At 46.0% G+C, this 22,230-nt stretch carries 20 protein-coding genes; 10 read left to right on the plus strand and 10 right to left on the minus strand.

Annotation, left to right across the window (positions count from 1 at the left end; all coding sequences use genetic code 11):
* Window positions 1-17: 17 nt before the first annotated feature.
* Together ACZ5ZC_RS09400 and cpdB are read right to left on the minus strand one after the other, a co-directional pair.
* Window positions 18-596, minus strand: a complete 579-nt coding sequence (locus tag ACZ5ZC_RS09400; RefSeq protein ID WP_012841168.1) for a Crp/Fnr family transcriptional regulator — start codon at window positions 594-596, stop codon at window positions 18-20.
* 97 nt (window positions 597-693) lie between these two features.
* On the minus strand, window positions 694-2,655 hold the full coding sequence (cpdB, locus tag ACZ5ZC_RS09405) for a 2',3'-cyclic-nucleotide 2'-phosphodiesterase (RefSeq protein WP_464931868.1): 1,962 nt from the start codon (window positions 2,653-2,655) through the stop codon (window positions 694-696).
* 276 nt (window positions 2,656-2,931) lie between these two features.
* On the opposite strand from cpdB, the gene cobA reads away from it, so the two are divergent.
* From cobA to cysC, 5 genes are all read left to right on the plus strand, one after another.
* Window positions 2,932-3,807: a uroporphyrinogen-III C-methyltransferase gene (gene cobA, locus ACZ5ZC_RS09410; RefSeq protein WP_031780800.1), complete on the plus strand. Its 876-nt coding sequence runs from the start codon at window positions 2,932-2,934 to the stop codon at window positions 3,805-3,807.
* Window positions 3,808-3,866: 59 nt separating this feature from the next.
* Window positions 3,867-4,775, plus strand: a complete 909-nt coding sequence (cysD, locus tag ACZ5ZC_RS09415; RefSeq protein WP_005379592.1) for a sulfate adenylyltransferase subunit CysD — start codon at window positions 3,867-3,869, stop codon at window positions 4,773-4,775.
* A gap of 18 nt (window positions 4,776-4,793) precedes the next feature.
* Complete coding sequence (cysN, locus tag ACZ5ZC_RS09420; RefSeq protein WP_046874053.1) at window positions 4,794-6,224, plus strand: sulfate adenylyltransferase subunit CysN; 1,431 nt, start codon at window positions 4,794-4,796, stop codon at window positions 6,222-6,224.
* Between the two features lie 252 nt (window positions 6,225-6,476).
* Window positions 6,477-8,201, plus strand: a complete 1,725-nt coding sequence (locus ACZ5ZC_RS09425) for an SLC13 family permease (protein ID WP_048626586.1) — start codon at window positions 6,477-6,479, stop codon at window positions 8,199-8,201.
* 24 nt (window positions 8,202-8,225) lie between these two features.
* Window positions 8,226-8,843 carry an adenylyl-sulfate kinase gene (cysC, locus tag ACZ5ZC_RS09430; RefSeq protein WP_005392350.1) on the plus strand — a complete coding sequence of 206 codons (618 nt, stop codon included), beginning with the start codon at window positions 8,226-8,228 and terminating at the stop codon, window positions 8,841-8,843.
* 89 nt (window positions 8,844-8,932) lie between these two features.
* Here the strand turns inward: cysC and ACZ5ZC_RS09435 are convergent, their stop codons facing one another.
* The 7 genes from ACZ5ZC_RS09435 to ACZ5ZC_RS09465 all read right to left on the minus strand — a co-directional run bounded on the left by ACZ5ZC_RS09435 (window position 8,933) and on the right by ACZ5ZC_RS09465 (window position 14,583).
* On the minus strand, window positions 8,933-9,838 hold the full coding sequence (locus ACZ5ZC_RS09435; RefSeq protein WP_006742971.1) for a TIGR03899 family protein: 906 nt from the start codon (window positions 9,836-9,838) through the stop codon (window positions 8,933-8,935).
* Window positions 9,839-10,160: 322 nt separating this feature from the next.
* Window positions 10,161-10,655 carry a DUF3299 domain-containing protein gene (locus ACZ5ZC_RS09440; RefSeq protein WP_047009028.1) on the minus strand — a complete coding sequence of 165 codons (495 nt, stop codon included), beginning with the start codon at window positions 10,653-10,655 and terminating at the stop codon, window positions 10,161-10,163.
* A gap of 4 nt (window positions 10,656-10,659) precedes the next feature.
* Entirely contained in the window at window positions 10,660-11,919 is a 1,260-nt protein-coding gene (locus ACZ5ZC_RS09445; protein ID WP_053809471.1) for an ABC transporter permease, read from the minus strand.
* Entirely contained in the window at window positions 11,916-12,644 is a 729-nt protein-coding gene (locus ACZ5ZC_RS09450; protein WP_006742969.1) for an ABC transporter ATP-binding protein, read from the minus strand. Before ACZ5ZC_RS09450 ends, ACZ5ZC_RS09445 begins: the two co-directional genes overlap by 4 nt.
* Window positions 12,645-12,696: 52 nt before the next feature.
* Complete coding sequence (gene zrgA, locus ACZ5ZC_RS09455) at window positions 12,697-13,362, minus strand: zinc uptake protein ZrgA (RefSeq protein ID WP_464931869.1); 666 nt, start codon at window positions 13,360-13,362, stop codon at window positions 12,697-12,699.
* Between the two features lie 134 nt (window positions 13,363-13,496).
* Window positions 13,497-13,796, minus strand: a complete 300-nt coding sequence (locus ACZ5ZC_RS09460) for a DUF2607 family protein (RefSeq protein WP_005392338.1) — start codon at window positions 13,794-13,796, stop codon at window positions 13,497-13,499.
* A 235-nt stretch (window positions 13,797-14,031) separates the two neighbouring features.
* Complete coding sequence (locus ACZ5ZC_RS09465) at window positions 14,032-14,583, minus strand: YtfJ family protein (protein WP_005392336.1); 552 nt, start codon at window positions 14,581-14,583, stop codon at window positions 14,032-14,034.
* A gap of 214 nt (window positions 14,584-14,797) precedes the next feature.
* Here ACZ5ZC_RS09465 and ACZ5ZC_RS09470 point away from each other — a divergent pair, with 214 nt between their 5' ends.
* Window positions 14,798-14,998: a DUF1107 domain-containing protein gene (locus tag ACZ5ZC_RS09470; protein WP_012841164.1), complete on the plus strand. Its 201-nt coding sequence runs from the start codon at window positions 14,798-14,800 to the stop codon at window positions 14,996-14,998.
* 86 nt (window positions 14,999-15,084) lie between these two features.
* Here the strand turns inward: ACZ5ZC_RS09470 and msrA are convergent, their stop codons facing one another.
* Window positions 15,085-15,723: a peptide-methionine (S)-S-oxide reductase MsrA gene (gene msrA / locus ACZ5ZC_RS09475; RefSeq protein ID WP_005392333.1), complete on the minus strand. Its 639-nt coding sequence runs from the start codon at window positions 15,721-15,723 to the stop codon at window positions 15,085-15,087.
* A gap of 167 nt (window positions 15,724-15,890) precedes the next feature.
* Here msrA and tamA point away from each other — a divergent pair, with 167 nt between their 5' ends.
* Genes tamA through ACZ5ZC_RS09495 form a run of 4 tightly spaced genes read left to right on the plus strand, consistent with a single transcriptional unit; the run spans window position 15,891 to window position 22,169 of the window.
* A complete protein-coding gene (gene tamA / locus ACZ5ZC_RS09480; protein ID WP_046874047.1) occupies window positions 15,891-17,603 on the plus strand; it encodes an autotransporter assembly complex protein TamA in 1,713 nt (570 codons plus the stop codon).
* The gene (gene tamB / locus ACZ5ZC_RS09485) at window positions 17,600-21,364 is read left to right on the plus strand and encodes an autotransporter assembly complex protein TamB (RefSeq protein ID WP_464931870.1); all 3,765 of its coding nucleotides are present in this window, start codon (window positions 17,600-17,602) and stop codon (window positions 21,362-21,364) included. The genes tamA and tamB overlap by 4 nt, the downstream gene beginning before the upstream one ends.
* A gap of 45 nt (window positions 21,365-21,409) precedes the next feature.
* Window positions 21,410-21,757, plus strand: a complete 348-nt coding sequence (locus tag ACZ5ZC_RS09490) for a gamma-glutamylcyclotransferase family protein (protein ID WP_012841162.1) — start codon at window positions 21,410-21,412, stop codon at window positions 21,755-21,757.
* Window positions 21,758-21,806: 49 nt separating this feature from the next.
* On the plus strand, window positions 21,807-22,169 hold the full coding sequence (locus ACZ5ZC_RS09495) for a DUF2799 domain-containing protein (RefSeq protein WP_054867219.1): 363 nt from the start codon (window positions 21,807-21,809) through the stop codon (window positions 22,167-22,169).
* The last annotated feature ends 61 nt before the right edge of the window (window positions 22,170-22,230 follow it).

The following is a 22,230-nucleotide window of genomic DNA, read 5'->3' on the forward strand; positions in this document are numbered from 1 at the left end:
CCTTTTCTTTTTCGAGTTTATTTGGATGTGTGATCTTTAGTTAAGCGAGCTTTAATTCGGCTCAAACTGATAGGCGTGATCCCAAGATAAGCAGCTATTTGGCTATCGGTAATACGTAGCTTTAAGTCTGGGTAATGGGCGCAAAATAGTTGATATCGTTCCTCTGGGGAGTAGAGCAGCATAAAGCGTTCTTTGTTCTCTTTATTAACCAGTTGGTTTTCGAGTAGCTTTAAGTAAATGGCGTGTTTTTCTGCTCGCCATTGATGCAGCGTTTCAATTGGTAAGCAAAATAGCTGACAAGCGCTCAGCGTTTCCAATAAGTAAGGCGAAGGTTGGTTCTTAATTATGCTCTCAAAGCCGATAACCCAGTCTTTCTCCCAATAAAACTCTTTACTGAACTCTTTGCCCTGCTCAGTGAGATAGCTTGCATGGCATAACCCTTCAATAATGAAGTAAAGGTGCGAGCTAAACTCTCCTTGGTGGTTAAGAATGTGGCGCGTAGGCAGTTCGAGTAACTCACCATTTTCGATAAGTTGGTTTGCTTCTGTGTCTAAGAAGCCATGATTGACTAAGTCTGAAAAAAGATCGCTGTGCATGTGATAACTCAGAAACGGTTTTCTTTATTTTAACGGGTTTTATTGATAACAAAAAAGCGGCTCATGAGAGCCGCTTAGTGTTGTTGTCAAATCAACCTTATTTATTCAGATCGATTTGATAAATTGCGAAACCAATGTCGTCTGTTGACACGCGTTTCATTGGGTATTGTCCTTTCTCTTTGATGAACTGCGCCGCTTTATCGCTAGGGGAGGTTTCGAAACGAATATCTAGCTTGTTATCGGACTTAATCGGTGCGAAAGACCAGTTGTTGTCAGCGCTTGGTGTCACTTCTCCTTTTTCTTCACTCACGCGAGAAATATAAGTGGCGACGACAGAGCGGTTTTCATCTGGTGCGTCAAATGCAATGAAATCTGGGCCTGTACCAGGGAAAGTATTGCTATAAGCACGGTAGTTATTGGTTGCGATGATGAAATCTTGCTTCGGATTGACAGGCTTACCATTAAACGTCAGATTCACAATACGCTGAGAATCTGGATTAATCACTTTACAATCCGCATCGTACTTCGGCGGTTGGGTAACGTCGATTTGGTAGTTAACCCCATCAATAACATCGAAGTTGTAAGTACGGAAATTATCCCAATCAATCAAAGATTGCGGTTTAGGATAGTTGATGTCGATGTGGTTGAATTGACCCGCACTGCACTCTAGCCATTCGCGAACTTCTTTACCTTTCACTTTCATCGCAACCAAGGTGTTTGGGTATAAGTAAAGATCGGCCGCATTACGGAAGGTGAGCTGACCGGACTCTACTTCTGTAAAGTTATTCGGATCGTTCTTACGACCGCCGGCTTTAAATGGTGCTGCCGCACTCAGTACTGGAATGTCAGAAAGGTCTGGGTCGCCTTGAATAAAGCGTTCTACGTAGTCTTTCTGAGCAAGGTTAACGATTTGAATGGTGGGGTCGTCCTGCACTAATGCCAAGAAGCTGTACATGACATCATTTGCTTTGCCGATTGGTTGGTTTACAAATTCACGAGTGCCTTTGTGATCTTCTTCTAACGCTTTCACAATATCTTCATCGGCTTTAGCTAATGACTTCTTATTCACTTTATCGAAGATAGGGCGTGCTTCTGCTTGGCCTTCGACGACTTGCCATCTGCCGTCTTTCTCTTTCAGCATCAAATCCATCACACCTACATGACTTCCCCAGCGACCAGGCATCACTGACGTCACACCATTGATGGTCCCTTTCTCGGTATCAACACCAGGTAGGTTTGCGAAGTCTTTCCCTGGGAAGACCGCGTGAGAGTGGCCAAAAGCAATCGCATCAATACCTTCAACTTCTGTGAGGTAGTAAACTGAGTTTTCAGCGCCAAGCTTGTATGGGTCAGTAGAAATGCCCGAGTGTGGAATCGCCACAATCACGTCTGCGCCTTCTTTCTTCATTTGAGGAATCAGTTTCTCTGCTGTTTCCTTAATGTCTTTAGCAAAGACTTTGCCTTCTAAGTTCTTCTTGTCCCACACCATTATTTGTGGTGGTACAAAGCCGATATAACCCACTTTTATTTGATGCGCTTCGCCGTTTGTGTCTTTAAAGGTGTGGGTTTTGATCAGGTAAGGCTTGAAGTAATGCTCACCGGTTTTTTTATCAAATACGTTTGCGTTGATGTAAGGGAAGTTAGCGCCCGCCAACGTCTTTTGTAGAAAACCTAAGCCATAGTTGAACTCATGATTGCCAATGTTGCCCACATCGTAGTCTAGTTGGTTCATCGCCTTGTAGACTGGGTGCACATCGCCAGCGTTAATCCCTTTCGCCGCCATGTAATCACCCATTGGGCTGCCCTGAATTAAATCGCCGTTATCTACTAATACAGTGTTTTCTGCCTCGGACTTTACCTGCTTCACTATAGTCGCAGCGCGACTTAAACCGATTTGCTGTGATGGTTGGTCTTTGTAGTAATCGTAATCCATCACGTTGGTGTGAATGTCGGTGGTTTCGATGATACGAAGCTTGATGGTATCGGCCATCGCAGGGCCAGCAAGCGTTAGCATGCTACTTAACACTGCGAGGGAAATAGGGTGAACTGCCACTTTCATTTGGTGCTCCAATTCAATGGGAAGGGGGAATCGTACCGCGTAATGTATCAAACGCTGGTGCAACTTAATGATAAAGATACAGAAAACTGTGAACAGAAATCAGTTTACTGAACCTTATTCATATTAACCGCCGACTTTTTCACGCTTTTTGAATGAGACCAAACAAAAACTTCTTAGCAGATTTTTGAATAAAAAATGAAATTTTAGAATTTCAGGTAATATAAACGCCCCGCCATAATGCTTGCATAACGATATCAATGGACGATGAGCAAGCACATGGCAACGAACGATTCAGTCACTTCTTTTCCTAAACCAAAGCCTCGGTTAGTTTCTGACAACCCAGTCGCTGGTGTTACTCGTTTTGCAAAGCAATCGCTACAGCCTGGTGAAGTCGCCTTAGTGGGGGCGGGGCCGGGTGATCCTGAACTTTTGACAGTGAAAGCACTGAATTGTTTGCAGCAAGCCGATGTGGTTTTGTACGACTACTTGGTGTCTGAAGAAATCATGGCCTTGATCCCTAGCGATACGATTTTAGTGTGCGTTGGGAAGCGAGCTGGGCATCACAGTGTGCCGCAGGAGAAGACGAACCAGCTATTGGTGGACTTTGCCAAGCAGGGCTACAAAGTAGTGCGCATTAAAGGTGGTGACCCATTTGTATTCGGTCGTGGCGGTGAAGAGCTGGAAGTGCTTGCTGATGCAGGCGTCCGTTTTCAGGTCGTCCCTGGCATTACCGCGGCAGCTGGCGCAACGGCCTATGCTGGGATTCCACTGACTCATCGCGATTACGCGCAATCGGCCATCTTTGTGACCGGCCACTTGAAAGAAGAAAGCGATGAGATGGATTGGTCAACGTTGGCTCGTGGGAATCAGACTTTAGTGATCTACATGGGGCTGATGAAATCACACTATATTCAGAATCAACTCATTAAGCATGGTCGTTCTGCGTCGACTCCGATTGCCATTATTGAGCGTGGTACGCAGATTCAACAAAAAGTATTTACGGGAGAGCTCTCCCAACTCTCTGATTTATCGAAGGAAGCTCAATCGCCATCTTTGATTGTTGTCGGAGAGGTAGTGCGACTGTCTCAAAAGTTAGACTGGTTTTTGTCTAGTACTGAATTCAACAAAAGTGCTATTGCCAACTCCATATAATTTCAGACCAAAGATTAGAGACGTAATGCGCCTTCAAGCTTAAAAAGGAAATACAAAACATGGACCAACAACGTTTAACTCACCTTAAACAACTCGAAGCGGAGAGTATCCATATTATCCGCGAAGTTGCGGCTGAGTTTGATAACCCAGTCATGATGTATTCGATTGGTAAAGACTCATCAGTGATGCTGCACCTAGCGCGTAAAGCGTTTTACCCGGGCAAAATTCCATTCCCACTTTTGCATGTCGATACCGATTGGAAATTCCGCGAGATGATTGAGTTTCGCGATCGCACCGCTGCCAAATACGGCTTTGAGCTTTTGGTACATAAGAACCCAGAAGGTCTAGCAATGGGCTGCAGTCCGTTTGTTCATGGCTCGTCAAAGCATACGGACATCATGAAAACGCAAGGTCTTAAGCAGGCGCTAAACAAATATGGCTTCGATGCTGCTTTTGGTGGCGCTCGTCGTGATGAAGAAAAATCACGCGCAAAAGAACGAGTGTATTCGTTCCGTGACAAGAACCATACCTGGGACCCTAAAAATCAACGTCCAGAGCTGTGGAAGACGTACAACGGTCAGGTCAATAAAGGGGAGAGCATACGTGTATTCCCACTTTCGAACTGGACGGAGCTTGATATTTGGCAATACATCTATTTAGAAAATATCGAGATCGTACCGCTTTATCTCGCTGACAAACGTCCAGTTGTTGAACGCGACGGCATGCTAATCATGGTTGATGATGATCGTATGGAGCTTCAACCGGGTGAAGTGATCGAAGAGAAGAGTGTGCGTTTCCGTACTCTTGGTTGTTATCCATTAACTGGGGCTATCGAGTCTGAAGCGAACACTTTGACCGGCATTATCGAAGAGATGCTGGTGGCAACGTCGAGTGAGCGCCAAGGCCGAGCGATCGACCACGATCAGTCAGGATCGATGGAGCTTAAGAAACGTCAAGGTTACTTCTAAAGGATCTAAGGAAAGATAATGAACAGTGCAGTTGAAGCTCAATTAGCCGAGCTTGGTATCGAAGGCTATTTAACACAACACCAGTACAAGTCGTTACTTAGATTCTTGACTTGTGGCTCGGTGGATGACGGTAAAAGTACATTAATCGGTCGCTTACTCCATGACTCAAAACAAATTTATGAAGATCAGCTAGCGGCAGTGCACTCAGACAGCCAACGTGTGGGCACCACGGGTGAAAAGCCTGACCTTGCGTTGTTGGTCGATGGCTTACAAGCTGAGCGCGAGCAGGGGATCACGATTGATGTGGCTTACCGCTATTTCTCGACGCAGAAACGTAAGTTCATCATCGCCGATACTCCTGGGCACGAGCAGTACACGCGCAATATGGCAACAGGCGCATCGACGTGTGACTTAGCGGTGATCTTAGTTGATGCACGTAAAGGCATTCTTGATCAAACTCGTCGTCACTCTTTTATTTCCAACCTACTGGGTTTGAAACACTTTGTTGTGGCGATCAACAAGATGGATTTAGTGGATTACTCGCAAGAGCGCTTTGAAGAAATCCGCGATGAGTATCTTAAGTTTTCTGAGAACCTGACCGGGGATATTGATATTCAAATCATCCCGATTTCGGCGCTTGAAGGTGACAATGTGGTGGATAAAGGGCAAAACCTAAGCTGGTTTAAAGGCCCGTCATTGCTTGAACTTCTTGAAACGGTCGATGTGGATCAAGAAAAAGGTGCGGGTGAGTTCCGCTTCCCAGTGCAATACGTTAACCGTCCTAACCTCGATTTCCGTGGTTTTGCGGGGACGATTTCTTCAGGTTCGATCAAAGTCGGTGATGCCATCAAAGCATTGCCATCGGGGAAAACGTCAACTGTTGCACGCATTGTTACGTTTGATGGTGATATTGAGGAAGCTCGTGCTGGGTTAGCGGTCACTCTGACGCTAAGCGATGAGATCGATATTAGCCGTGGCGATTTGATTGTCCTAGACAATGCTCAAGTGGAAACCACAAACCACTTGCTTGCCGATGTGGTATGGATGACAGAGCAACCTCTGCAACCGGGCCGTGACTACGACATCAAAATCGCGGGTAAGAAAACTGTGGGCCATGTTGAAGCGATTCGTCACCAATATGATATCAACAACCTATCGACTCATAGTGCGGCAGAGCTGCCATTGAATGGTATTGGCTTGTGTGAATGGTCTCTCAATGAGTCAGTTGCGCTGGACAATTACCAAGACTGTGCTGATACCGGCGGCTTCATCATTATCGATCGTCTGACGAACGTGACGGTCGGTGCTGGCATGGTCAAAGAAAGCCTCGCGGTGGTTGAGCGCGATTTGACGGACATCTCTGCGTTTGAAGTTGAGCTGAATGCACTTGTGCGTAAACACTTCCCACACTGGGAAGCAAAAGACGTCAGCCAATTGCTGAAAAAGTAATTGGTGCGCCCGAGCACGATAAGCTCTGATTCTGTCTGTTGTTGTGCTTGGGGCGTCGTTGCCTAACTGAGTTGCGAAATGCAGTTAGGTTATTCTCCTAATACCAGAATGCTTCGGTGAAGCCCAAGAAAACCGAGCATTCTGATGTTCTTTTCGCTTGCGCTGATTTTGGTCTGTTTACTCGTTTGTCTGGTGTCTCACGGATAAATGAGTCGTTGTTGTGCCCTTTGGGCGATTTGGTAAGGAAAGGCTATGTGGGAACAAGGGTTTGTATTAGCGATTTTGCTTGGCATTATCACTTGTTTGCTTGTCACAAAAATTAAGCCTAGTTATGTCTTTGCGGGTGCCGCTTTTATTGCATTTATGGCGGGAATGATGGATTCAGCCACGATCGCATCCAACTTTACCAACTCTTCGTTATTGACTCTGGTTCTGCTGATTCTTGCATCGTGTGCTTTAGAAAAAACGTTACTAATCAGTTGGGTGAGCCGTAGTATTTCTGAAGGCCAGTTAGGTAGTGTGATCGCTAAGCTCGGTGTATCAACGGCCTTGCTCTCTTCATTCACGAATAATACCGCCGTGGTTGTCTCATTGATTGGGGCGATTAAGCGTAATCAGCAGCATGCGCCTTCGAAATTACTCATCCCGCTGTCTTACGCCGCCATTTTTGGTGGCACATTAACTTTGATAGGTACGTCGACTAACTTAATCATCAACAGCTTTGTTGAGGATGCCGGTTTGCCGAGCCTGAGCTTTTTTACACCCACGATGATTGGCTTGGCGGTGTTGGTGGGAGGAATGCTGATTCTTATCCCGCTCAGTTACTTACTGCCGAACTACGATGATCAAAGCCAAGAAGATTTACCGTACTTTCTTGAGTCTCGCGTAGAGCCTGGTTCACCGTTAGTTGGGCGCACGGTCAGCGAGAATAATTTACGTGCGCTGCGCAAACTGTTTCTTGCGGAGGTTGTACGAGATGGCGTGACGGTTTCCTCTGTAGGACCGGATTTCGTACTCAATGCGAAAGACCGATTGTTGTTTTGTGGTGATGTTGAGAGCGTCGCGACCCTGCAAGAAATTCCGGGCCTCAAGCTTTTTGGTCAGCAGCACTTGAATGGGCAAAATTTTATTGAAGTTGTGGTGAGCTCATCCGCGACGTTTTGCTATAAAACACTTAAAGAGAGCCGATTCCGTGACCGCTTTGATGCCGTTGTTGTCGCTATTCGTCGTGGCCATGAGCGCCTAGAGGGCGGTTTGGGTAGCATTACCTTAGCGCCAGGTGACACGTTAGTTCTGGTTCCGGGGAAGCGTTTTGAATCGGAGCGCCGAGCTCATCGTAAAGAGTTTGTTTTAGTGCATGATTTGGACTCTAGCGCTCGGCTTGATACAAATAAATCCTCCATCGTGCTACTGGGCTTTGCTGCCGTAATTGGGTGTGCGCTATTAGAGCTAGTACCGATTATTAAAGGCCTTGCCGCGTATCTTATCGCACTTATCGCGTTTGGCATTGTACAGATTTCAGAACTGCGCCGCCGTTTCCCAATTGATATCGTTGTGATTGTCGGCTCTGCTTTGTCCATCGCTCAATTGATGATCTCTTCCGGCTTGTCAGAGAGAATGGGAGCGATGTTTATTGAAGCGTTCAATGGCTGGGGCGTGTTTGGAGCCTTGGTCGCAACTTACATCATGACATTAGTTCTCACTGAACTGGTGACGAATAATGCCGCGGCTGCGCTTTCTTTTCCTATTGGCTATAGCATGGCGATCGGTTATGGCGTAGATCCGATGCCATTCATTATGGCGGTCTTGTTTGGCGCCAGTGCGAGCTTTATTTCTCCCTACGGTTATCAAACCAACTTACTGGTGTACAGCGTAGGAAATTATAAATTGACCGACTATGTGAGAATTGGTGTGCCGATTTCGATTGTGTACTCTGTATTAGTACTTACTTTGATTCCGGTCTTCTTCCCGTTTTAATTCCGATATTTACAAGGATACGTTATGACTGCCGAAACGACGGTAAAAGATGAAAACATTGTTTGGCACCAGCATTCGGTTGATAAACAGTTTCGTGCTGAATTAAAGAAACAAAAACCTGCCGTACTGTGGTTTACCGGCTTATCTGGAGCGGGTAAATCAACCGTAGCGGGGGCGTTGGAAAATCGCCTTGCAGCATTGGGTTACCACACTTATTTATTGGATGGTGACAATGTGCGACATGGCCTGTGTAGTGATTTGGGCTTTTCTGAACAGGATCGTCGCGAGAACATTCGTCGTATTGGTGAACTGGCTAAACTGATGGCGGATGCAGGCTTAATTGTGTTGTCGGCGTTCATTTCACCGCATCGTGCAGAGCGACAACTAGTGCGCGACTTATTGCCAGAAGGTGAGTTTATCGAAGTGTTCGTCAATGCATCTCTAGAAGTCTGCGAAGGTCGCGATCCTAAAGGTTTGTACCGCAAAGCACGTGCGGGAGAAATTCCTAACTTCACTGGTATTGATTCTGAATATCAAGCACCGAAGAATCCGGAAGTCGATTTACCAGCGGGCGAAAAAAGCGTCGATGAGCTGGTGGACTTGTGCTTGGAAGCGCTTAAGTCGCGTGCAGTGATCCGATAAATAATCATTTGGATCATTGGTGACCTCAAGCTCTTTGAACGGCTTAAGAAGCATTTGGATCATGGGTGGTCAAATGCTTCTCAAACTGCCTACACGGTATGATGAACCGTACTTTTAGCGTCACTATGGACACTAAACCTATGATTTAAAAGCGCAAGCATTTGGTCGTAGTAGTCGGCATGTGGTTTGTTACCGAGCAAGGTACAGAGCTCATTGCCTGTTGGCGTGAAGCGGTAATATAAAAGACGGACGCCTTTGCTGTTCACGTTCAGCGACAAGTTTTTACCTTGGTAGGTGAGGATCAATGGCGTCTCGATACCAATTTCGCCAGATTCAAGCTCGGTACTATGCAGTAACCCTAGTTCAATCAACAGCAACAAACTTGAATAGGGCAGCTGAAAACTTCCCATGTTTAAGCTGTTGGCGATGTCTCGTTTGCCGAAGCTAAATATTCCTCCTTGCGCTTTATAACCAATTAACAGCTTGCGACTGTGATCCCCTCCAAAACTGCACGCCAGAGAGGCGGCTCTTTGCAGAGTTTGCGCTTCTTTTGGTGACATATCTTTGAGGACTTTGAGCGCTTTCATAGACGTCGAGCCTGGGTTTGTCACTTCACGCTTCATCACTTGAGCCCATAACTTTTGCATCGCGCTGTTATGGATGTCTTGAGCCATTTCAAAAAAACGATACAACCAGTCTTGGTCAGGCTCTCCGGCAGTTTCATCTCGGCATGAACTGTGTGCTAGCTTTAAAATCTGCTCTAGGTTTTTTTGTCGCTGTTCTTGGCGTCTCTGTTCACGCAGTTGGGCTCTTTCAAGCGCGGATTTGGCTGGTGGATCGGTTTGTAGTAAGGCATCAAGACCGTGTATTTGGGCAATGGTTTTTACCTTGCTGGCACTGTCTTTGATGTAGCCCTGCTTCTTTTCTTGTTGCGTATTTTTTTGTGCGTTTGACTGATGTTCGATGACAACAGGTTGCTTTGTCGGTTCTGCCATTAATTTTCCTACCAAGAACTGCGCTGTTCGCTTGTTTAAATTTACACCTTATCTAACCAGGCGACCAGATAGGAGTTCTCAGTTTTTGAACGAATAGGGCTATCCAAAATGATAATGAGTTGTTAAAATTGTTATCGTTATTTTGGAGGGACAATGAAGTTCTCAGAAGCAGGTAAACTCAAAAAGCACCTGTCGATAGCGTTTCTTTTGGTTATTTATGTTGGCGTATTAGCGTATTTGTCTCGTTATATCGTGTAACACAGAACTAAAAAAGGCGCCGATGTGACGCCTTAGGTGTACCGATGCATGTCAACGACTTAAACTACATATCGTCGTAGGCTTCTATTTTCGATCCCTCAATAACGTAAGCCGTTTCAGCCAGCTCGTGGCTTATCGTCTCGGTTTTCAACTCCCCAACCACATATATGACATCCCACAGTTCTTGAACGGGTGCGCCTTTGGGAAACTTCACGTAAATGATTTGGTTTGGTGGCGGTGGTGGAACGTGGATACAAGCTCCAAAGTATGGCACCAACAAAAACTCTGTGACGGTATTCGCGTCACCTTCAAGCGGGATGACAAAGCCTGGGATTTTAACTTGGCTTCCATTTAGCTCTGGTCGAACGTTACCAATTTTAGACTGTTGCGCTGCGCCGCCACTGTGATCAGAAGCTGGCATGCCCATACTGTCGAACAGTTTGCGTTCTTTCTCTGGTACTAGATCAATCCAGTCGAGCGTTAATGGCTCCTCGCTTGCGAGTACTGGTGCTATAAATGAGACGATCAGCAAGCAACTTGCGAGTATTTTTCTCCACATTTTATTAAATCCTTATTGTCATTCCGTCACTTAGTGACTGTCGGTAGGCGCGAAAAGCCGGGATGAAACCAATTACAATTCCAGCGCATTGTACGAAACCTAATAGCATCCATTCATAGGGCGATAAGAGGCTTAAAGTCAGATGTATTCCATAATGTTGTTGAATGATGGGTTGCACGATGGCGAGAATGGCATACAGCCCTGCCACTCCGGTCACAATTCCGGCAGCAGTAAGTAGACTGGCTTCGCTGATCAACAATGAGAAAACATGACGAGGTCTTGCTCCCATAGCGCGCAAAATCGCCATTTCACGGCGGCGCTCCTGCAAGCTGGTTAATAAGCTGCTTAGCATGCCGAGTAATCCTGCAATCACCACAAAGCCAGACACTGCCATTAAGGCTTGCTCGGCAACAGACATCATTCCCCACAGTTCATGCAACGCAACCCCGGGCATAATCGCGCTAAGCGGTTCTTTGGGATAAGTGTTGATTTGCCTTTGTAGGGCGAAAGTCTGAATACGAGATTTCAAACCGACCAGCATCGCGGTAATTTGCTTGGGCTGAAAGTCTCTGTTTTTGAGGTCTTGTGCCTTGGGTGTTGGGCCTAAACGTGCACCGCTTTCCCATCCGACGTGGATGGCTTCGATGGCTTCTAGCGAGACATGAACGGTTTTGTCGACTGGCGTGCCTGTGGGCGCAAGAATCCCGACAACTTTGAATGGTAGGTTGTCATGTCGGCTAAAGCCTACATCACTAATGCCGTGGGCAATGATGATTTCACTACCGACGTGATACCCCAGCTGTTTTGCGACATCAGAACCGAGCACGGTTTCAAATAAACCATTGAATTCTTGGCCTTCTGAAAAGGTTAGTGATTGCTTACTTCCGAATTTATAGTGTTCAAAATAGCTGTGGTTGGTTCCCATGACTCGGAATCCTTTGTGCGAGTCGCCAAGTGAGATTGGAATCGCCCAATCTACTGCTCGATGATTGGCAAACTCTTGGTAGCTCTTCCAGTCAATGTTGTTGGTGGCATTGCCAATGCGAAATACAGAGTAGAGCAGCAAGTTCACTTGTCCAGAACGGCCACCAATGATGAGGTCGGTGCCTGAAATTGTATTGGCGAAGCTATCTTTTGCCTGAGTACGAATGCGTTCTACTCCTAAAAGGAGTATGACAGAAATCGCGACTGTCATGATGGTTAATATTGCCGTCGCCTTACGATTGATTAAGCTCTTCCACGCGAGCTTTGCAACAGCGCTCATGATGCGGCTCCTAGGTTAGATGCTTGGTTAATATCTGGTAGGTTAAGTGTGCGGTCAAATAAGGGCTCAAGCGTTGGATCGTGACTGACGAAGATCAGCGTAGCGTTGGCTTGATTCGTTTGCTCCATCAGGAGTTCAATAAACGCTTTACGGTTATCGTGGTCTAGAGCGGAGGTTGGCTCGTCAGCAATCACTAACCCCGGATACCCAATGAGTGCTCGTGCAGCCGCAACACGTTGTTGTTGGCCAATGCTCAGTTCCGATACCGGACGAGCATGAAGCTCGCTGGGTAGGTGGAGCCTTTCAAGCAGAGCTTGAGCTTGCTCTTCTAACGTTTGAGATGACGTTCTTGAAAGCGCGCGGCCACGTCGTGTTTGACTGAATTGGCAAGGCAGTAGTACGTTTTCAAGTACGTTTAAATAAGGCAATAAATTGAACTGCTGAAAGATATAGCCAATGTGATCGGCGCGAAATTTGTCTCTTTGACTTGCACTTAAACTAACAAGGTCAGTATTCAGTACGGATAGAGAGCCTGATGTTAACGTGTTGATGCCAGTTAGTAGGGCAAGCAGCGTAGATTTACCGCAGCCACTGGGACCTTTGATAAATACGTGCTCACCTTGGGCAATATGTAACTGTGGAATATGAATGGTTGCGTGTGTTGAACCGGGCCAGACAAACTGGGCATTATTTAGCTCAACAACGTTTGACATGATTTCAGTCATACTAAATCACCAAAGCATTGGCGTGTAAGTGTGTACTTACACGCCACTCGTGTTATTTGATTACGATTTGGGAGTTATCTTTGCTCAGTTTGATGGCTGATTGCATGGTGTCAGTGAATATATTGACGTTGATTGACTCTGTCGTTGGAAATTGATTAAACCAGTCGGTTTGAATGTGACTGAGTTGGTTAACTTGGTCACAGCTGAAGCGATATTGCACCGAAAACTCACCATGTCCGCCATTTTCATGCTCCTCATGGTGAGCATCGTGACCGTCATGGTGCTCATGTTCATCATGATGTTCATTGTGGTGATCATGGTGTTCGTGCCCTTCATGATTGTGATTTGCATGGTCATCATGGCCGTGCTCGCTATGATCATGGTCTTCATGAGGGGTGCTGAGGTTATGGTTTACGTAAGCTTCTTCAATATCACAATTGGCTTGCGCGTTAATCGCAAACAGTGTGTTGCTGTCTTCTAGGGTGGCAATGGCTTGTTTAAGTGCTTGCTCTTGTTGTTCATTTTCTGGAGCATGCTCGAAACCGACCACATCGGCACCGGGAGCAGTAATCTCCACTAACAGATCCTTTCCATCTTGGGCGATATTAAATTCGACGTGACCATGCACATGAGCACCGTGCTGGCGGTATTCGTCCGCATTTGCTGCTGTCGATAAAGAGAGACCAATGACAAGCGCTAAAATATGTTTCGATGACATTTTGTGTTTCCTAATTTTGCTGGCACTAACCCGAGCAATACCGGATCAGATTTGTATTTACTAAGGTGCGATTCGCTGACACGTGAGGTGCAGGAATACGCACAAATTATGTTGAGTGTGGAATAGTTTGGAAATTAAGCAAAATAAGGCGGGGCACGAGCTGCACCACGAATGTCTTCACTATTAACAAGGCGCTGAAAGACATCATGGTATTGGATGCGCGTAAATGTTGGCGTCGATAGGGTCGGTTGAGCTTTGGCTATGCCGTGCTGAACCCCAGAAAATAGCTGGCAATGATGGTGTGTGTGGTGTTCGGGAGTCAGATCAACTTGATGAAGGATTACCGCAAAGTTCCAAGCGATCAGCAACGCGACACTGAAAAATAAAACAGTGCGATGCCAATGCTTCCGTATCTTTTGCTGGTGGTGGTACATCTGAGCTCCTCTTACCGACTGTTATAATATAACACCCATAATGAGTAAAAGTTCACTCTTTTGTTGGCTAGTGGGAAAATTTACGTCAACACATGTGATGTCGCCGAATCTGAGACAGTCTCCTTGGTGGAATCACTAAGCGTTCAACTAGGGGCAACAGAAATCTCAGCTTTAAGTTTGGTCGCATGGCTCCTTATATTGCGTATTACGGATATTAAGGAGCCAAGCAACGAGACTAGATGTTCTGTTTAATTAGCTCGATCACCTTTGCAATTTCATCTTGCTCAAGTGCGCCTTCTTTTACAAACAGCACTTTGCCTGTTTTGTCTTGAACAATAATGGCAGAGCTTTCTTCTTTAAGATCCCAAGTGTTGGCGACTACGCCATTTTCATCCAGAACCATAGATGACCAAGGAAACTCTTTTTTGCTGTCTTGGGCTGAAGATTTCACGAACGAACCTGTCCCCCAGATGGCATCATCTTGGTTAATGATCGTAGTTGTTTGGTAGCTTTCTTGCGGGAATTGCGCGGCGGTTATTGCTGACATCAAAGGGGCGTTCATTTCTTTTGAACTGCTACGACCTGCGATTGCTTGAATAACACGAACCTTACCCTGCATATGCTGGGTTGCCCATGGTTGGTATGCCACGCCCTCACCTTGCAAAACAATCTCGCCATAAGCCGCGACCTTGGCAGAAGGAACGGTCTCACCGACAGATAGGTTGTGTGCAAACGCAAAGCTTGGCGTTATAGCCAATAGTAAAGGTAGGAGAGTCTTAGTTTTCATATTGTTATATTCCGTACGAGTTGGAAGTTTTCCAGTATATATCCAGATCTAGGAAATTTGTAGAACTGTTGATAACATTTATTTAACGTATGGGGTGGTGTAATATTGCGTTATATTTAGAATTTGCTAAAATGAACCTCGTCGCAGATTGCGCATCAAGATTGCAGAGGATAAATAAGCAATCCGTGTTTTCTCAAAGGAATTGAGGTGAGTTATGCTACGTGAGTTTGCTGTATACCGACCATTACAAGTGGCACGTTTCGTTAAAACGTTGTTCAAAGGTCAATTCTTTATTGCTGGGGTTGGATGTTTTCAGTTCGACAATGGCAAAGTTTTGCTCCCTGACGTCAACGATCAGAAAAGACTCACCATCTTTAAAGAAGTCAACCAAGTGATTGCTTCGTTGTCTGTTTAAGAGCCCGTTGGCTTGAATTTAGTTTTCGATTTCAAAAAAGAGCGACCTATTCGGTCGCTCTTTTTGGTTTCAGTTAGTCCTAGGAACTAACTTTGTAAGCTGGGTGGAAAGCAAACACCTGTGCCACCGATACCGCAGTAACCGTCAGGGTTTTTAGCCAGGTATTGCTGGTGGTAAGTTTCGGCAAAATAATACGGGCCCGCTGGCTGTATCTCAGTGGTGATATTCGCGCGTAGTTCCTCTTGCAGTGCTTGTTGATACAAGAGCTTCGATTTTTCTGCGCTCTCTTGCTGCTTCGCGGAATAAGTGTAAATAGCCGAACGGTATTGTGTGCCCAAATCGTTACCTTGACGCATCCCCTGGGTTGGGTCATGTTTCTCCCAAAAAACGGCCAGTAGTTTTTCTAAGGAAATCACGCGTTCATCGAAGACGACTCGTACTACCTCTGTATGGCCTGTTTTACCCGTACACACCTCTTCATAAGTAGGATTGGGTGTATATCCACCGGCGTAGCCAACCGAAGTGGAGATAACCCCATCCAGTTGCCAAAATACGCGCTCAGCCCCCCAAAAGCAGCCCATTCCCAGCAGAATTTGTTGTTGATGCGGCTCCAATGGTGCCTTTAAGTTAGATTTATTTACAAAATGATGATCTTCAACCTGCATCGGTTGATCTCTACCTGGCAAGGCATCTTCTATACTGATCAATGTTTGTTTGTTGAGCATGGTATTTGTCCTTCAATACGTGTCTTAAATTTGCGAACTTTTTCATTTCGTCTGTATCTGATGCTGTGATGACATAGACCGCGTTAAACCTATTAATATTACAGACTTAGACTTTAATTGGCGTTATCATTATTTACGTTTACTTAACCTCATTCAGCCAAAAAAGCATGATAAAAAAAGCTCTCCTCACCATTGTTGGCCTGTTTGCCTTTTCTCATGGTGCCTATGCCGATGTTTCTTTGACTTTAAAAGGCATCGATGGCGCTTTAGAAGAGAATGTCAGTGCGTACCTGTCGTCCATTCCAGCGAAGGACTACTCCACTTCTCTGCGTTTTCAAGCGAGATTAGATCAAAGTATCACTGAAGCTCTCAATGCGCTTGGGTATTATCATGCAAAAATTTCATACTCTATTCCGGAAGGGAATGATGAGTTGATCGTCAGCATCAAGCCGGGTTTACCTGTGAAAGTGAAAGTCATGGATGTGGTGATCACAGGTGAAGCAAAAGACGATGAAGAGTTCGCCAAACTTATTGAACGTTCACCGCTTAAAGTCGGCAAAGTATTGAATCAAGGCGAATACGATAGCCTGAAATCGGGTATTCGTAACTTGGCGTTGCAGCGTGGTTATTTCAATGGTGATTACAAGCTCAGCAAACTTGAAGTGATTCCTGACTTCAATGAAGCGAATGTGCGTTTGCATTATGACAGTGGTATTCGTTATCACTTTGGTCCGATTAACATTACTGGCAGTCAGATTTGGGAAAACCGTGTTGAATCAATGCGACCTTTTGAAATTGGTGAACCTTACTTAGTTTCGCAAGTGGGGGAGTACAACCAAAACCTGTCTAATACCGATTGGTTTTCATCGGTTTTTGTGGAGCCTGATTTAAGTAAATTGGATGAGGGACGCGAATTGCCAATTAAGGTCTCGCTCGCGCCAGCGTCAAAAAACCAAATAGAAACCGGCCTTGGTTACTCGACCGATACTGGTGTGCGTGGCACGTTAAAATGGAAAAAACCATGGGTTAGTTCACGTGGTCACAGCTTTAATACGGCGTTATCACTATCAAAGCCAGAACAGACGATCACGGCAGGCTACAAAATCCCGCTTGATGATGTATTGCGTGAATACTACCAACTGCAATTTGGTTTAAAGCACCTTGATAATCGAGATACGGAGAGTTTGGAATCCAACCTGGCAGTTGAGCGACATTGGCTAACTGATGGCGGCTGGCATAAAACCATTTATGTTCGTCACTTGTACGAAAACTTCTCTCAAGGTCTGCAAGATGATGGGGTGCAATTTGTGTTACCCGGAGCCACTTTTTCACGAACTCGTGTCCGTGGTGGCAACATGCCAATGTGGGGGGATAAGCAAAGTGTAACGATCGAATATGGTGATCCTGCTTTGCTGTCAGAAACGCGAGTATTGCGCCTATTAGGGCGATCATCTTGGATCCGCGGGATCGGTGATAATCATCGTGGTTTGTTCCGTTTAGAAGGTGGTGCGAACATCACTGACGAATTTGAAAAGCTTTCGCCTTCTCTGCGTTTCTTCGCTGGTGGTGATAACAACATTCGTGGTTATGGATATGAGTCTATTTCACCTGTGGATGAAAGTGGCGCCTTGACGGGTGGTAAATACATCGTTAGCAGCACATTAGAATATCAATATCGCGTGTATGGAAACTGGTGGGCAGCCACCTTCTACGATATTGGCGATGCATTTAACGAAACACCTGAATGGAAATCGGGTGCTGGTGTGGGTATCCGTTGGGCGTCTCCGGTTGGACCGGTTAGCTTTGATTTTGCGTGGGGACTGGATGAAAAACCAGAAAGAGAGTTCCGCATCCACTTCTCATTGGGGCCTGAGTTATGATCAAAATGATGTTTAAGTGGACCAAATGGCTGTCGCTAAGTTTGATTGGTCTATTGCTGTTGCTCATCATTTTTGTTGCGACAGTGCTATTTACTCACCCTGGTCTTAAGCTCGCGTTGTGGGGAGCAGAAAAGGCTTTACCGCAACTACAGATAGAGAAAGTTCAGGGTTCATTATTTCCTCGTTTTGAGCTACAGAACGTCAGTTTTATCGACGAATCTTTGAACATCGACGCAAAAGTCGATCGTTTAGCGTTAGCGGTTAACTTCCGTTGTTTCTTTGATCCTAAAGTCTGTGTCGATGAGCTAACCCTGCAAGGTGTTAACTTTCAGATGCCAGAGCTCCCTCCGGCAGGCGAAGAGCCAGAGGAGACACCGCCATTACGTACAGTCAGTACACCAGTCCCTATTTTTGTTAATAAGGTCAGTTTTGATGACATTAACTTAAACATTTTAGGCAACCAAATTGACTGGCAAGATTTCTCTACCGGTCTTTCTATGCAAGGCGACCGTTTAGTGATTGCGCCGACGGCATTAAAAGACATCAATGTTGCACTGGCTTCAAGTGAAGCTGAACCTGAAGCGGCCACAGACGAGCCGAAAGACGCTGACGCTCCGCCGCAAGATATTGTGTTACCCGAGGTGTGGATTCCACTCACTGTGGAAGCAAGACGCCTCGATATTCATAACTTCAAGCTTGCAGGTGAGAAGCCGGTGATCGTTCACCACCTTGGTGTTGTAGCGAAAGCGGGGGGCGACCGTGTTGATCTGAAAACATTAGAGCTCGATATGCCTGAAGTGGAAGGTAAGTTAAGCACGCAAGTAACGCTTTCTGCTGACTATCCTCTCAAAGCTCAGCTCGATGCGCTGGTGAAGCAAGCGGATGCGAAAGGGCAAAAGCTGTCGCTGTCAGCTGCTGGTTCGGTGGGAGACCTTTCTCTCACTGCGACCTTATCTGAATTAGTCGAAGCGGAGATCAAAGGTGAACTTCAGCTCCTGAAAGCGCAGTTACCTTTTGATGTTGCAATCAAAAATGTGCAAGCGCAATGGCCGTTAATCGGTCAAAGTGATTATCAAGTATCGGTACCAAGTTTATCTGCAAAAGGTTCCCTGGATGGATACACTGTGGCACTAGAAACACAAGCTTCGGGTAAAGATATTCCTGCTGTAGATGTTGCACTAAACGGCAATGGCACATTAGAGCAAATCGATCTTGAAAGCCTGGTAGTCAAAACATTGGGCGGTGAGCTATCCGGTCAGGTGATGGCGAATTGGGCTGCGCCAATCAACTGGCAAGCTGACCTTAATTTGCAACATATTCAACCAGGGCTTCAATGGGAAGAAGCGGAAGGCGATATCAGTGGTAGCCTCTCGACTTCAGGTTCTTTAACAGAACAAGGCGGTTGGCAAGTCAGTTTACCTAAGTTAGATATCGATGGCATTTTGCGCGGTTATCCGCTGAATGTGGAAGGCCAACTGGAAGCGTCTGATAAGAATGGCAAAGGTGAAGACATTCAGCTTACCACGCAAGGTTTAGCGCTTTCTCATGGCCCTAACCAATTGAGTGCCAAGGGTAAGATTGATAAGCAGATATTAATGGATGTTGAGGTTAACTTCCCCGATTTTGCGAAAAGTGTTCCGGATCTTGCAGGTAAGATGCAGGGCAATGTTGCGCTGCGTGGTAGCTTGAAAGAGCCTGACATCAAATTAGACCTAGCGCTAAACCAAGTGAACTGGCAGCAGCAAGCGAACGTTGAAAACATAACCTTGAAGGGGGATGTGACGCCTCTGCCAGCACCGAAAGCGAACTTAAGCCTCATTGCGAACAACATTACCTACGACGACATTAAAGTTGATAGTGCAGACCTTGAAGTTTCTGGGGATGAAAAACTGCACCAACTGACGCTAGATGTGGTGTCTGACATTGTATCAACCAGCTTAGAAATTGAAGGCTCATTCATACAGAAGCCGCAAATGATCTGGGATGGTGCATTGCGTCGTCTTACTTTGAGCACGCCGCAGGGACCTTGGGCGTTGCAGAAATCGACGGCGGTTAAAGTCAACATCGATAAACAAATCGCTGATGTTCAAGCACATTGTTGGCTGCAAGCCAATTCGAGTGTTTGTTTGACCGAAGATATTAGTGTTGGTCAAAGTGGCGAAGCCAAGTTAGCCGTGAACGACTTTGACTTTGAACAAATCAAGCAGTTCCTGCCGCCAGAGACGAAATTACAAGGGTCGGTCAACGCGCAAGCGACAGCAAAATGGGCACCAGAGATGAAGCCGGAAGTCACGGTGAACGTTGATATGCCTAAAGGTCAAGTAGAGCAAGCACTAGAGCAGCCGATAACTCTTGGTTGGGAAAGCTTTAGCTTTAAAGCGGCGCTGGCAAAAGACAAGTTAGATGCTGAGTGGTTATTTGATGTGAGAGACAACGGTGACTTATCTGGTCAGGTTTCTTTGGTCGATGTAACGTCTGAGCAGCCTGAGATTGACGGTAAGGTCTCGCTATCGACATTCCATCTGGATTTCTTAGCGCCGTTGATAGGTGAGTACAGCCTATTCAAAGCGAATATGAATACTGATTTGGCGATATCTGGTGATGTTATGCACCCTAAGGTCAACGGTCAGTTCTTGATTGATCAAATGAAGCTACAAGGTGAAGTCACGCCGATAGACATTAACTCCGGTCAGGTCGCGATCAACTTTAAAGGTCACCAAGCGGATCTTGATGCGGGTATCATGACGCCAGATGGTGAGTTGGAAGTGACCGGTGAGGCCGATTGGCAGGATCTACAAAATTGGCATACCAAAGCGCGCGTATTTGCGAAAGAGCTTCAGGTGGATCTTCCACCAATGGTAAAAATCAAAGTTGAGCCGGACATGACCATTGATGTCACACCACAGCTTGCTAAGGTCGAAGGTAATATTAATCTGCCTTGGGGACGAGTTGTGGTTGAAGAGCTGCCACCAAGTGCGGTTGGTGTTTCAAGCGACACCGTGATTTTGGACCAGAACTTACAGCCTGTGAGTGATATCGAGCCAATGCCATTTGATGTTGAAACGGATATCAACATTAAGATCGGTGATGACTTTCAACTGGCCGCCTTTGGCTTGAAAGGTGGTCTGAAAGGTAACCTCAATGTGACACAGAAAGATAAAGGTCCGTTCATCGTTGGTGAGGTTAATATCGTCGACGGTTCTTACCGCTCTTTTGGTCAGGATTTGGTGATTGAAGAAGGTAAGATCTTAATGAATGGTCCGGCAGATCAGCCGTACGTTTCTATTAAGGCGATTCGAAATCCAGATAATACCCAAGATGACGTGATTGCTGGTGTGCGTGTAACAGGACCAGCATCGGATCCAAATGTGGAGATATTCTCTGAGCCAGCGATGCCTCAAGCGAATGCGCTCTCTTACCTACTTCGTGGTCAAGACATTGATGGCGAAGCGGGAGGCAATGCTATGACGACCACGTTGATCGGCCTAAGTTTGGCAAAGAGTGGACGCGTGGTTGGTGAAATCGGCGAAGCCTTTGGGGTTCAAGATTTACAATTGGATACAGCGGGGTCGGGCGATGATTCTCAAGTGACCGTCAGTGGTTACATTCTGCCGGGATTACAGGTGAAATACGGCGTCGGCATCTTTAACTCACTAGGCGAGTTCACAGTGCGTTATCGATTGATGCAAGATCTGTATTTAGAGGCGGTTTCTGGTGTAGATAGTGCGGTTGACCTACTCTATCAATTTGAGTTCGATTAGAGCTTGTTCGCCTGCGTACATAAAGTTCATGACTAAGGAGTGGTTATGCAGCATTTAGTTTTTGTATATGGGACCTTGCGTAAAGGAGAGTGTAATCATCACTTTCTGAGCTCGGCCCAGTTTCTTGGTCAGCATGAAACGGACGCTCAGTTCGCACTGTATGACTTAGGTCCTTATCCCGCGTTGTCTGTTGGGCAGCGCTCGATACAAGGTGAAGTGTATCTGATTGATGATGAAACCTTATCCGAGCTAGATAAGTTGGAAGATGTGCCAGTAGAGTATCGTCGAGAGAGTATCGTCACGCCGTTTGGCCAAGCTTGGATCTACTTGTATCAAGATACTGAACAACTGACCGAAGAAATCGCTTCCGGAGATTGGTGTCAAAAGGTGTGAGCTATACTGACATTATCAACAGCGACGAGCTGGTCACTAAGGAGTCATGATGAAGGTATTCGTAATTGGAGCAATGGCGTTGATTCTTGCTGCATGCGCGCAAACAACCCTGCCGACCTCGAGTAATGCTACCGACTGGCAAGCGTTTGGTAAGCAGTCTGCCTTAGATGGATTAAGAGTTTTATCTGAAGATCGTATCGCTGCACTGGATGGTACTAATCATGCTACGCCTGAACTGATCATGGCCTATCAAATGGGTTATCAGCAAGGGAAGCAAGAGTATTGTGAACAAAGCGCGTATATGCTTGGTGTTATCGGGCGTCCGTATTTTGGTATTTGTGATGACCTAGACCCTTTCTTTCAGCATGACTATGACGCCGGCCGAATGTCTTCTGCAGGCGCGCCTATCTAGTTGACTTACACAAGATGAAAAGCAAAAGAGCTGCCTTAAAGCAGCTCTTTTTAATTTTGTA

This window comes from Vibrio sp. JCM 18905 (assembly GCF_055393305.1).

Coding starts and splice junctions, on each gene's coding strand:
- ACZ5ZC_RS09400 (WP_012841168.1), bottom strand. CDS start 596: ATGCACAGCGATCTTTTTTCAGACTTAGTCAATCATGGCTTCTTAGAC.
- cpdB (WP_464931868.1), bottom strand. CDS start 2,655: ATGAAAGTGGCAGTTCACCCTATTTCCCTCGCAGTGTTAAGTAGCATG.
- cobA (WP_031780800.1), top strand. CDS start 2,932: ATGGCAACGAACGATTCAGTCACTTCTTTTCCTAAACCAAAGCCTCGG.
- cysD (WP_005379592.1), top strand. CDS start 3,867: ATGGACCAACAACGTTTAACTCACCTTAAACAACTCGAAGCGGAGAGT.
- cysN (WP_046874053.1), top strand. CDS start 4,794: ATGAACAGTGCAGTTGAAGCTCAATTAGCCGAGCTTGGTATCGAAGGC.
- ACZ5ZC_RS09425 (WP_048626586.1), top strand. CDS start 6,477: ATGTGGGAACAAGGGTTTGTATTAGCGATTTTGCTTGGCATTATCACT.
- cysC (WP_005392350.1), top strand. CDS start 8,226: ATGACTGCCGAAACGACGGTAAAAGATGAAAACATTGTTTGGCACCAG.
- ACZ5ZC_RS09435 (WP_006742971.1), bottom strand. CDS start 9,838: ATGGCAGAACCGACAAAGCAACCTGTTGTCATCGAACATCAGTCAAAC.
- ACZ5ZC_RS09440 (WP_047009028.1), bottom strand. CDS start 10,655: ATGTGGAGAAAAATACTCGCAAGTTGCTTGCTGATCGTCTCATTTATA.
- ACZ5ZC_RS09445 (WP_053809471.1), bottom strand. CDS start 11,919: ATGAGCGCTGTTGCAAAGCTCGCGTGGAAGAGCTTAATCAATCGTAAG.
- ACZ5ZC_RS09450 (WP_006742969.1), bottom strand. CDS start 12,644: ATGACTGAAATCATGTCAAACGTTGTTGAGCTAAATAATGCCCAGTTT.
- zrgA (WP_464931869.1), bottom strand. CDS start 13,362: ATGTCATCGAAACATATTTTAGCGCTTGTCATTGGTCTCTCTTTATCG.
- ACZ5ZC_RS09460 (WP_005392338.1), bottom strand. CDS start 13,796: ATGTACCACCACCAGCAAAAGATACGGAAGCATTGGCATCGCACTGTT.
- ACZ5ZC_RS09465 (WP_005392336.1), bottom strand. CDS start 14,583: ATGAAAACTAAGACTCTCCTACCTTTACTATTGGCTATAACGCCAAGC.
- ACZ5ZC_RS09470 (WP_012841164.1), top strand. CDS start 14,798: ATGCTACGTGAGTTTGCTGTATACCGACCATTACAAGTGGCACGTTTC.
- msrA (WP_005392333.1), bottom strand. CDS start 15,723: ATGCTCAACAAACAAACATTGATCAGTATAGAAGATGCCTTGCCAGGT.
- tamA (WP_046874047.1), top strand. CDS start 15,891: ATGATAAAAAAAGCTCTCCTCACCATTGTTGGCCTGTTTGCCTTTTCT.
- tamB (WP_464931870.1), top strand. CDS start 17,600: ATGATCAAAATGATGTTTAAGTGGACCAAATGGCTGTCGCTAAGTTTG.
- ACZ5ZC_RS09490 (WP_012841162.1), top strand. CDS start 21,410: ATGCAGCATTTAGTTTTTGTATATGGGACCTTGCGTAAAGGAGAGTGT.
- ACZ5ZC_RS09495 (WP_054867219.1), top strand. CDS start 21,807: ATGAAGGTATTCGTAATTGGAGCAATGGCGTTGATTCTTGCTGCATGC.